This window comes from Pedobacter polaris (genome assembly GCF_005116505.1).
GTDB classification, from domain to species: Bacteria; Bacteroidota; Bacteroidia; order Sphingobacteriales; family Sphingobacteriaceae; genus Pedobacter; species Pedobacter polaris.
The window spans coordinates 100,269-111,849 of sequence record NZ_SWBR01000005.1 but is presented as its reverse complement, the minus strand read 5'-3'; the positions used below and the strand labels follow the sequence as shown (position 1 = coordinate 111,849).

11 protein-coding genes are annotated in these 11,581 nt (G+C 35.5%); 8 read left to right on the top strand and 3 right to left on the bottom strand.

What is annotated here, in order from left to right; all coding sequences use genetic code 11:
* Positions 1–195: 195 nt before the first annotated feature.
* Positions 196–1,827 carry an L-glutamate gamma-semialdehyde dehydrogenase gene (gene pruA / locus FA048_RS17220; protein WP_136843439.1) on the top strand — a complete coding sequence of 544 codons (1,632 nt, stop codon included), beginning with the start codon at positions 196–198 and terminating at the stop codon, positions 1,825–1,827.
* Positions 1,828–2,049: 222 nt separating this feature from the next.
* Here pruA and FA048_RS17215 read toward each other — a convergent pair whose 3' ends face one another.
* From FA048_RS17215 to FA048_RS17205, 3 genes are all read right to left on the bottom strand, one after another.
* Complete coding sequence (locus FA048_RS17215) at positions 2,050–2,709, bottom strand: carbonic anhydrase (protein WP_136843437.1); 660 nt, start codon at positions 2,707–2,709, stop codon at positions 2,050–2,052.
* A gap of 6 nt (positions 2,710–2,715) precedes the next feature.
* Complete coding sequence (locus tag FA048_RS17210; RefSeq protein ID WP_136843435.1) at positions 2,716–4,320, bottom strand: SulP family inorganic anion transporter; 1,605 nt, start codon at positions 4,318–4,320, stop codon at positions 2,716–2,718.
* An 88-nt stretch (positions 4,321–4,408) separates the two neighbouring features.
* The gene (locus FA048_RS17205) at positions 4,409–4,747 is read right to left on the bottom strand and encodes a hypothetical protein (RefSeq protein WP_136843433.1); all 339 of its coding nucleotides are present in this window, start codon (positions 4,745–4,747) and stop codon (positions 4,409–4,411) included.
* A gap of 222 nt (positions 4,748–4,969) precedes the next feature.
* Here FA048_RS17205 and FA048_RS17200 point away from each other — a divergent pair, with 222 nt between their 5' ends.
* The 7 genes from FA048_RS17200 (at position 4,970) to FA048_RS17175 (ending at position 11,535) form a co-directional block, all read left to right on the top strand.
* On the top strand, positions 4,970–6,511 hold the full coding sequence (locus FA048_RS17200) for an acyl-CoA carboxylase subunit beta (protein WP_136843431.1): 1,542 nt from the start codon (positions 4,970–4,972) through the stop codon (positions 6,509–6,511).
* 1 nt (position 6,512) lies between these two features.
* Positions 6,513–6,932: a GNAT family N-acetyltransferase gene (locus FA048_RS17195; RefSeq protein WP_136843429.1), complete on the top strand. Its 420-nt coding sequence runs from the start codon at positions 6,513–6,515 to the stop codon at positions 6,930–6,932.
* Positions 6,933–6,992: 60 nt separating this feature from the next.
* Positions 6,993–8,111: a M42 family metallopeptidase gene (locus FA048_RS17190; RefSeq protein WP_136843427.1), complete on the top strand. Its 1,119-nt coding sequence runs from the start codon at positions 6,993–6,995 to the stop codon at positions 8,109–8,111.
* 367 nt (positions 8,112–8,478) lie between these two features.
* Positions 8,479–9,171 (top strand): HAD family hydrolase, encoded by a 693-nt coding sequence (locus tag FA048_RS17185; RefSeq protein WP_136843425.1) that lies wholly within the window; start codon positions 8,479–8,481, stop codon positions 9,169–9,171.
* On the top strand, positions 9,168–9,341 hold the full coding sequence (locus tag FA048_RS20035) for a CatA-like O-acetyltransferase (RefSeq protein WP_262709726.1): 174 nt from the start codon (positions 9,168–9,170) through the stop codon (positions 9,339–9,341). The genes FA048_RS17185 and FA048_RS20035 overlap by 4 nt, the downstream gene beginning before the upstream one ends.
* On the top strand, positions 9,326–9,793 hold the full coding sequence (locus tag FA048_RS17180; RefSeq protein ID WP_262709725.1) for a CatA-like O-acetyltransferase: 468 nt from the start codon (positions 9,326–9,328) through the stop codon (positions 9,791–9,793). Before FA048_RS20035 ends, FA048_RS17180 begins: the two co-directional genes overlap by 16 nt.
* A 170-nt stretch (positions 9,794–9,963) precedes the next feature.
* Complete coding sequence (locus tag FA048_RS17175; RefSeq protein ID WP_136843423.1) at positions 9,964–11,535, top strand: helicase HerA-like domain-containing protein; 1,572 nt, start codon at positions 9,964–9,966, stop codon at positions 11,533–11,535.
* Positions 11,536–11,581 lie beyond the last annotated feature (46 nt).

Below are 11,581 nucleotides of genomic sequence, written 5' to 3'. Positions count from 1 at the left end.
TTTATTGATGTGGTCTTTGGAACTATTATTTGCTTAAAAATTTTTACTTAAAATCCTCTCGTTACTTATTTAAAATAAGAGACAAAGCGATAGATTGCTATGCAAAATCGGTCTATTTTCAGCTAATATTTTTGACTTGTAACACACATCAGCTTTAAATAAAAGCCTTATCTTTGCACAAACAATAATTATTTTATGCTTAAAGGATTTTTTAACGTACCAGCACCTGTTAACGAGACCATTTTGGGTTATGCACCAGGTAGCAAAGAACGCGAATTATTAAAAGAAGCATTGGCTGATAGTCGCTCAAAAGTGATTGATATTCCAATGTATATTGGCGGAGAAGAAGTTTATACCGAACAAAAAGGTAAAATTACTCCTCCTCATGATCATCAACATTTATTGGCTAATTACAGCAAAGGAAATAAAAACCATGTAAGTATGGCTATTGATGCCGCCCTAGCTGCAAAAGCAGATTGGGAGAATTTAGCTTGGGAACACAGGGCTGCAATTTTTTTAAAAGCTGCTGATTTAATTGCTGGACCATACCGTTATAAATTAAATGCTGCAACTATGTTGGGGCAGAGCAAAAATGCTTACCAGGCAGAAATTGATTCGGCTTGTGAATTGATTGACTTTTTACGTTTTAACGTAGAATATATGTCTCAAATTTACAAACAACAACCTCCTGTTTCTCCACGTGGAAGCTGGAATAGATTAGAGCAACGTCCGCTAGAAGGATTTGTATTTGCTTTAACTCCATTTAACTTTACTGCAATTGCTGGCAATTTACCAACTTCTGCAGCCATGATGGGTAATGTTGTAGTTTGGAAACCAGCTAATACTCAAATTTTTGCAGCTAATGTTTTAATGCAAATTTTCCGCGAAGCGGGACTACCAGATGGTGTAATTAATTTAGTATATGTTTCTGGACCTGATGCAGGAGATGTGATTTTCTCTCATCCAGATTTTGCAGGAATCCACTTTACAGGTTCTACTGGAGTTTTTCAAGACATTTGGAAAACAATTGGCAACAACATTCATAAATTTAAAACCTATCCTAGGATAGTTGGCGAAACTGGTGGTAAAGATTTTATCTTAATCCACGGTTCTGCAAATCCAGAAGTTTCAAGTACTGCTATTATTCGTGGTGCTTTCGAATACCAAGGACAAAAATGTTCTGCAGCAAGTAGAGTTTACATAGCGAAAAGTGTTTGGCCAGAAATTAAAAAATTCATGCTTCGTGATTTGGCTACTTTCAAAATGGGTGGAACAGAAGATTTTAGCAATTTCATTAATGCTGTTATTGACGAAAAATCTTTTAACAGTTTAGCAAAATACATTGATGCTGCTAAAACAGATAAAGGTGTAGAAATTATTGCTGGTGGAAATTATGACAACAGCAAAGGATATTTTATTGAACCAACAGTTTTAGTGGTTGATGATCCGAAATATACGACCATGTGCGAAGAGCTTTTTGGCCCTGTATTAACTGTTTTTGTTTATGATGATAAAGACTTTGATAAAACTTTAAACATTATAGATAGTACTTCTATTTATGCCTTAACAGGAGCCGTAATTGGTCAAGATAGATATGCACTGGAAAAAGCTACTCATCGTTTACGTAACGCAGCTGGTAATTTCTATATCAATGATAAATGTACTGGTGCAGTTGTTGGCCAACAACCATTTGGCGGTGCTAGAGGAAGTGGTACTAATGATAAAGCTGGTTCGATGATCAACTTGTTGCGTTGGGTATCTCCAAGAACAATTAAAGAAACATTTGATCCGCCTAAAGATTATAGATATCCGTTTTTAGCGGAGTAAATAAACTATAACAAGAAACCGTCCCTATAAGCTGGGGGACGGTTTTTTTATGCATTATACTTTTGAAACACCGTCTTTGTTTTTTAAACCTGATTGAAGCGAACACGAACGAAGAGAGTAAGCGAAAAGCGGGACTACAAAACCTATGAAAAACTGACACTCATTTTCAAAAAAAAATCCCAAACCTAAGCTTGGGATTTTCTATTTTAACTAATTTATTACTTAAACACCTACTTTAAAAGCTGGTGAAACGTCATCAAGACTATGGCTACTCACTTTTAAATCTTTTATAATACCTGTTTTTAAACTGTAAACCCAAGCATGAACTGAAAGTTCTTGTCCATTAGCCCAAGCATTTTGAACAATTGAGGTATTCATTACATTGGCTGCACCTTCAATGGCATTTAATTCTACCAATCTGTTAAATTTTTGCTCATGGTCTTTCATTGTAGCCATTTCTCTCTCATGCATACGGTAAACATCTCTAATGTTTCTTAACCAATTATCGATGATACCAACTTGTTTGTTACCTAAAGCGGCATTAACACCACCGCAACCATAATGACCGCAAACAATTACATGTTTTACTTTTAATACATTCACAGAATAATCTAACACGCTTAACATATTCATGTCTGTATGTACAACTACATTGGCAATGTTTCTGTGTACAAATATGTCACCAGGTAAAGTATTTGTAATCTGGTTAGCAGGTACACGACTATCTGAACAACCTATCCATAATACGGGTGGGTTTTGTCCGGCAGATAGCTTATCAAAAAATGTTGGATCGGTTTTTTTCATATCCTCAACCCAATCTAAGTTACCTTTTAATAGGCCATCATATGTTATATCTTTTGTTTCTATGGTTTTTGCGCACATAATTTTTTAATTATTAATTTCTTCTACAATTTTTGAATTTAATTTTGGCACAACATAATGACTTTTTATGTGCTCCAAAGTTACGATAATGCCTTTAGTATATGCATTATGCTTGTAATTAAATATGGTTTCCAGTACATCTGGATCTATATATCTTGAATTTGATCCATCGATAATTACATTGGTTTCTTTTGGAATACCAGTTAACAATACTTGGATGGCTGCTTTATTTAAGAAAGAAACTTCTTCTGCCAACTTAATTCTGATATGTTTCTTATCTCCTTCTTCTTGAATTTTATAGAAGAACGGATTCCGCATATTGGTGCGTAATAAATAAAATATAGAAAACGCCATACCAATTGCAACTCCCTTTAACAGGTCGGTTAATACCACCGCAAGCACCGTAACCACAAATGGAATAAATTGATCCCATCCTTTTTCGTACATATGCTTAAATAAGGCAATTCGGGTAAGTTTGTAACCCGTAACCAACAGGATAGCGGCCAAACATGCCAAAGGAATCATGTTAATTAGGTTAGGAATAAGCAATAACGACAACAACAACCAGGTTCCATGAAAAATAGTCGACATCTTAGTTCTAGCTCCCGCATTAGTATTTGCCGAACTCCGTACAATTACGGAAGTCATGGGCAAACCACCTAGCATACCACTGACCATGTTTCCAATTCCTTGGGCAACTAGCTCTCTGTTGGTTGGTGTAACGCGTTTAATTGGGTCAAGTTTGTCAATCGCTTCAATACCTAATAGGGTTTCTAAACTCGCAACTACAGCAATTGTTGCTGCTACGAGCCAAACATCCGATCTGCCTATGGCCGAAAAATCTGGAGAGGTAAATAAGCCTAGAAATCCGTCCCATCCACTAAAAACAGGAATATTTACCATGTGGTCTTTCTCTAATCCATAACTTGTGCCTTTAAAAGCCATAGCTAAGCCAATACCTATGGCCACCACAAGAAAAGGTGCAGGAATAGCATTCAGCTTCTTTATTTTTGGCCAATACACCAAAATAAGAATCGATAACACACTGATTACAACGGCTACCAAGCTAAATTCGCCAACTGCGCTTATAATTGCTGAAAAGGTATTTTCTCCATTTTTTTGAAGAAAGCCTTCATCACCGAAAAAATCTTTATCTACACCCACCGCATGCGGTAGTTGTTTTAAAATTAGCAATAAACCAATACCAGCTAACATTCCTTCAATTACACTTGATGGAAAATAATTTCCGATTGTACCTGCTTTAATTAAACCAAGTATCAATTGAATTCCACCTGCCAAAGCAACAGCAAGAATAAAGATTTGATAACTACCTAAACTTGCAATAGCTGCAAAAACGATAGCTGTTAGTCCGGCTGCAGGACCACTTACACTCAATTGCGAGCCACTTAATGAACCCGTAACAATACCTCCAACTATACCTGCAATTAATCCAGCAAATAACGGTGCACCAGAGGCTAAAGCAATACCCAAACATAAGGGCAAAGCCACTAAAAACACAACCAAACTAGATGGTATGTCTTTTTTTAAATTCTTTTTTAATATATATTTTTTCACTTCGAACCTTGATGAGGTCGAACTACCATTTCCCATAAAACTTAGCGTTAAATTCTATAATTTTTAAAATATTTATCACTCTGCAAAAAATTATTTTGCATAACAAAGCGACAGCAATAAGAAATTAAGAAAAGTTGGGTGGTGGTGTTGGCACTGAAGGATGATGTGGATCAACGTATCTCCGTGAATGTTCAATAAAACTATTTGTCACTCCGTAGTCAATAACAACAGGAACATAAGTTAAATCAAAACGTTGGAACATCAATTTATGATCTGCAAATTTAACATTGCTTTTTGGTGTGTCATCTCCGTTGTTTTCTACCTCTAGCTGCATAATTACAGCATTCATTAAGCCTTTATCTAAATGAGCGAAAATTACAGGAGCACCAGAAATTACCATCTTTGCTGCAAAGATGCCCATAAAGGCAATTACAATAAGTATACGGTATTTTCTTAAAAACATAAATTAATTAAAATTTTCTTGATTTGTTCAAAAATAGTTCCAAAACAAGTAAACATTCAAATAAATTAGTAATAAAAATGTAATTTAAAACGAGAATTTTACAAAACTCGCTCTCAATTAGCGCCTTAAATCTCACTGACAAGAAAAATTATGGCTTATCGATCCATTATCCGTTTGCAATACCAATGCTATTGTTTATTTTTAAAAAATTGATTTTTTGAGATGAAGAATAAGATTGAAATCTTACAAGATAAAATAAAAAGTGCTCATTTAGGTGGTGGGCAAACCCGTATAGACAGTCAACATAAAAAAGGAAAACTTACAGCTCGTGAGCGTATCCATTTTTTAATGGACGAAGGTAGTTTCGAAGAAATTGGAATGTTGGTTACACATCGAAGTACCGATTTTGGCATGGAGCAAGAAAAGTACCTTGGCGATGGTGTAATTACAGGATACGGAAACATCAACGGTAGACTAACTTATGTTTTTTCTCAAGATTTTACAGTTTTTGGAGGTTCGTTATCTGAAACCCATGCAGAGAAAATCTGTAAAATAATGGAAATGGCCATGAAAAATGGTGCTCCTTTAATTGGTTTAAATGATAGCGGTGGTGCTCGTATTCAAGAGGGTGTAGTCTCTTTAGGTGGTTATGCTGATATTTTTTACCGTAATGTTCAAGCTTCGGGTGTCATTCCTCAATTGTCTGCAATTATGGGCCCTTGTGCTGGCGGAGCAGTTTATTCTCCTGCAATTACAGACTTTATTTTAATGGTAGAGCATACATCATACATGTTTGTAACAGGGCCAAATGTAGTTAAAACTGTAACACACGAAGAAGTAAGTTCTGAAGAATTAGGAGGTGCCAATACCCATGCTACTAAATCCGGAGTTACACATTTTGCTTGCGCAAATGAGCTAGAAGCGATTAACCATGTTAAAAAGCTATTAAGCTATGTTCCACAAAATTGCGAGGAGACCCCCGCAAATTTGCCTTATGAAACAGGTGATGAAACTCGTCATGATTTAGATAATTTATTGCCTCAAAACTCAGCTCAACCTTATGATATTCGTGACGTAATCTCACAAGTAACCGATGCAGAAAGCTTTTTTGAAGTGCATGCCGCTTATGCAGAAAATATTGTAGTTGGCTTTGCTCGTTTAGCCGGAAGAAGTATTGGCATAGTAGCTAACCAGCCAGCTTATTTAGCAGGAGTTTTAGATAGCAATTCATCAACCAAAGCCGCTAGATTTGTTCGCTTCTGTGATTGCTTTAATATTCCATTATTAGTTTTAGAAGATGTACCTGGATTTTTACCAGGCACCGATCAGGAATGGAATGGAATTATCACTAATGGTGCAAAATTACTATATGCATTTAGTGAAGCAACGGTTCCACGCATTACTGTAATAACTAGAAAAGCTTACGGTGGCGCCTATGATGTGATGAATAGTAAACACATTGGTGCTGATATGAATTATGCTTGGCCTACTGCAGAAATTGCTGTAATGGGTGCAAAAGGTGCAGCTGAAATCATTTTCAAAAAAGAAATTTCATCATCAGAAAACCCTCAAGAAAAATGGATTGAAAAAGAAAAGTTGTATTCAGATATTTTTGCCAACCCTTATCGTGCCGCAGAACGTGGTTTTGTAGATGAAGTAATCGAACCATCTCAAACCCGTATTAAACTGATTAAAGCATTTAAAATGCTCGAAAACAAAGTAGTAAATAACCCCAGAAAAAAACACGGAAATATACCTCTGTAAAATGGCTGTAGTAGAACAAATATTCCCAGCACTAACCTGGCGCATTAGACATATTGCCATGTATCCAGCCCATTCTATTGAATTTGTTAAACTAGCAAACGATTTTGAGGGCATTCATTTTGGAATTTATGTAGACTACGAGTTAGCAGGAGTTGTTTCGCTTTTTATGCAAGGCGATATAGGGCAATTTAGAAAATTAGCAGTTTTACCAGATCTGCAAGGAAAAGGTTTAGGCAAACAACTAATGGAATACCTAATCGATTTTTGTAAGCTTCAAAAACTGACAAAACTTTGGTGCAATGCCAGGGTAAATGCCAAGGAATTTTATACTAAATTTGGCTTCCACGAAACAGATAAAACCTATACTGCAGATGGTTTTGATTTTGTAATTATGGAGCTATTAATTAATCACGAAAAATAAATAATAACAAACCTGTTTAATCTGTGAAATCATTTTAAATCGGTGTAATCATATTTAACAATGGCAAAGAAGAAAGAAGAAGAAACTAAGAAAAAACACGTTCCGGTAGTAACTAAAAAATCGATACAATTTTTAGAGAAATACATAAACAACCCTGCCCCCACTGGTTATGAGTGGGAAGGACAAAAAATTTGGTTAGATTATCTAAAACCATATATAGATGAGCATTTTATAGACAACTATGGTACGGCAGTTGGTGTAATCAATCCAAAAGCTAGTTATAAAGTGGTTATTGAGGCCCATGCCGATGAAATTTCTTGGTACGTAAATTACATTACCAGCGATGGTTTAATTTATGTTATTCGTAATGGCGGCTCAGATCATCAAATTGCACCTTCAAAACGTGTAAACATACACACCGAAAAAGGATTAGTTAAAGCTGTTTTCGGATGGCCTGCAATTCACACTCGTCACGGCGATAAAGAACAAGCACCAGAATTAAAAAACATCTTTTTAGACTGCGGTTGCACCACTAAAGAAGAGGTAGAAAAACTAGGAATTCACGTAGGTTGCGTAATCACTTACGAAGATGAATTTATGATATTAAATGATCGTTATTATGTTGGTCGTGCCTTAGATAACCGGGTTGGTGGTTTTATGATTGCAGAGGTAGCTCGTTTATTAAAAGAAAACAAGAAAAAACTTCCATTCGGATTATATATTGTTAACTCTGTTCAAGAAGAAATTGGATTACGTGGTGCCGAAATGATTGCACAACGCATTAAACCAAATGTTGCCATAGTAACAGATGTTACTCATGATACCACTACCCCAATGATTAATAAAATTACACAAGGTGATTTAGCTTCAGGTAAGGGCCCAGTTGTTTCTTATGCACCAGCTGTACAAACCAATTTGAATAAATTATTGATTAAAACTGCAGAAAAAAACAATATTCCTTTCCAGCGCCAAGCATCTTCTCGCTCTACTGGAACAGATACTGATGCTTTTGCTTATTCAAATGGTGGTGTTCCATCAGCATTAATTTCATTACCATTGCGTTACATGCATACTACGGTTGAAATGGTACATAAAGAAGATGTAGATAATGTAATTAGCTTAATTTACGAAAGTTTGTTAAATATTAAAGCAGACCAAGACTTTAGAGAGTTCTCTTAATGAAAGGTTGAAGGTATGAAGGTTGAGGGTTTTCCCCTCGACCTTTTTTTATATTCAAAATCGTCATTGCGAGAGCTTGCTCCGATTTATCGGAACGGCATACACGAATGTTGGGTTTATTGAAGTTAGGACATTACAATTAGTTTCCTACTGTTTAAACGCTAAGCAACTTTTGTTTCCTGCACTTTCTTCATTTAATAAACCTGATGGTAACGAACACGAATCCCGATTTTCATCGGGAGAAGCAAAGTGTACAGCAGGACTACCTTACCCGATTAACTACTACCTTTCATTTTCAAAACATTAATTTACCAGCTTAACGTTTAAACAATTTAGCTATTTTTACCGATCTAAAAACACCTCCAAAATGACTAATATCAAAGTTATCGCATTTGATGCCGATGATACTTTATGGGTAAACGAACCCTATTTCCGCGAAGCTGAGGATAAGTTTTGTGCGCTGTTAGAAGATTACCTTCCGCTACACAGTGTTGCCGCAGCGCTTTTTAAAATAGAAATCAGAAATCTCCCTTTATATGGTTATGGCATTAAAGGCTTTATGCTCTCTATGATTGAAACTATTTTAGAAGTTACCGAAGGAACAGCAAGTTTAGAAATGATTAGCAAAGCCATTGAATTTGGCAAAGAACAGCTAAACAAACCCATTGAATTATTAAATGGTGTTGAAACAGTTTTAGATGCCTTAAAAGGAGAATATCGTTTAGTTGTCGCTACCAAAGGTGATTTATTGGACCAGGAAAGAAAGCTGCAAAAATCTGGATTAGAAAAATACTTTCATCATATCGAGATCATGAGCGACAAACAAGAGAAAGACTACCTTAAACTCTTGAAACACTTAGATTGCAAACCTGAAGACTTTTTGATGATTGGAAATTCTTTAAAATCAGATGTTTTACCTGTGTTACAAATTGGAGGAAATGCTGTTCACGTTCCATATCATACCACTTGGGCGCACGAAGTTGTAGAAAATAATGTAGCTCATGATAATTTTTCTGCCATAGCTTCAATTGATGAAATTTTAGCCATCCTTAAAAAATGAAACAGCTGCTTGACTTAGAAAACTGGTCCAGAAAAGATCATTTCAATTTCTTTAATCGATTTGAAGAACCGTTTTTTGGAGTAGTGGTAGATATTGATTGTACCATTGCTTACGATAAGTGTAAAAAAGAAGGCATCGGTTTTTCTTGTATTATTTGCACCAAGCTTTAGCATCAGCCAATGCTGTAGAAAATTTCAGACTAAGAATTGAGGATAACCAAATTTATATTTACGACCAAGTTAATGCTTCGGCAGTCATTAATCGCCCAGATGGCACGTTCGGCTTTTCATATATAGATTATGCTACAGATTTTGAAGAATTTCAATCGGTAGCTAAAAAAGAAATACAACGAGTTCAAAACTCAACTGGTTTAATCCCCGCAGGTTCTGGAGACAATGTAATTCATATTTCGGCTATGCCTTGGTTAAAATTCACTTCACTTTCTCATGCACGTAGTTTTTCATTTAAAGATAGCTGTCCAAAAATCTCATTCGGTAAAATGACAGAAACCGATGGTAAAAAATCAATGCCAATATCTATTCACGTTAATCATGCTTTGGCAGATGGTTATCACGTAAGTTTGTTTGTAGATGAATTTCAAGAACGGATGAATTCACACTAAGCAATCCAATACCTATTTGTAACTGAATTTTTTAATTATAAGCTTAAAATCTTCTTTATAAAATAATATCTATTTAAAAAGTTCTATGTTAACTATGTTTTTATGTGGTTAATTATCTATTTCAATTCCCATATTTCTTTCTTAATTTAAACCCGAAAAACACCTGTACTATGAGTGACAAAAAATCTTTATTTATTGAAAAAATAAAAACATCGTATGCACCAACTGGGGCATCGATTTATTTAGGAGCAGGCATTTTAGATGGCGAAGTATTAGCTGCCGCAGAAGTGAATTTGCCTTTGCGAATGATGAACCGCCATGGTTTAATTGCTGGTGCAACAGGAACGGGTAAAACCAGGACATTACAATTATTAGCTGAACAACTTTCAGATGCTGGCGTACCTGTATTTATGTTAGATGTTAAGGGAGATTTATCTGGTTTATATCAAGCAGGAACTACAAACCCTAAAATTGAAGACAGAGCGAAACAATTAGACAAACCCTTCACCCCTACTGGATTTCCGATAGAACTTTATTCCCTTAGTGGAAAAACTGGCGCACAAATGCGTGCCACAGTTACAGAATTTGGACCAGTTTTATTAGCCAAAATTCTAGAACTAAATGATACACAAACAGGTGTTTTAGCAGTAATCTTTAAGTATGCGGATGATAACAAAATGCCTATTGTTGATTTAAATGACTTAAAAAAGCTACTTGGTTATCTATCTGAAGGCGCAGGAGCAATTGAAATAAAAAGCAGTTATGGCTCTATTTCTACAGCTACATCAAGTACCATTTTAAGAAAAATTGTTGCTATTGAGCAGCAAGGCTTAGGAGGTATGTTTGGTGAAACTTCCTATGACATTAATGACTTAATTAATCGCATAGATGGCAAAGGCGTAATCTCTCTTTTAAATATTGCAGATGTACAAAATCAGCCTGTACTATATTCTACTTTTTTATTGAGTCTTTTGGCAGAAATTTACCAAGCAATGCCAGAAGCTGGAGATTTAGATAAACCAAAATTGGTTTTCTTTTTTGATGAGGCACATTTGCTTTTCAATGATGCTCCAAAGGCATTTTTAGAACAAGTAAATACAATCATCAGACTAATTCGCTCTAAGGGAATTGGAGTTTTCTTTTGTACACAATCGCCTATGGATATTCCAGAAACAGTTTTGGCGCAGCTAGGAAACAGAGTGCAACATGCGCTAAGAGCTTTTACACCTAATGATGTAGATGCTTTAAAGAAAACTGTTAATACTTATCCAAAGTCTGAATTTTATGAAATAGATAAAATGTTAACAGCATTGGGTACTGGGCAAGCACTTGTTACTGTACTCAATGAAAAAGGTATCCCTACAGAAGTTGCCGCAACTATGTTAACGCCCCCAAGAGCAGTAATGGGGCCAATGGCTGCAATAGATTGCGAAAAATTAATGCAATCAAGCCCTTTATTTACCAAATACCAAAAATCTATCGATCCGGTAAGTGCTTTCGAAATGTTAACCGATAGAATTAATGAAAAAATGGCTGAAGACAATGAAATAAAGGCAGCTGCAGAAGAAGAACAAAAAAGAGTAGAAGAAAGTAAACCTAAACCCGGAGAAAAAAGCATAGTAGAACAAGTAATGGGCGCTACTATAACTCGTCAGATTGGAAAAGAAATTGTCCGCGGTCTTTTTGGAATGCTTACAGGTAAAAAACCAAGATCAAGAAGTGGTGGCATTTTTGGCTTTTAAAACTTATCTTTGCCACCTACTAATTAATAATCATCCGAACCAATTT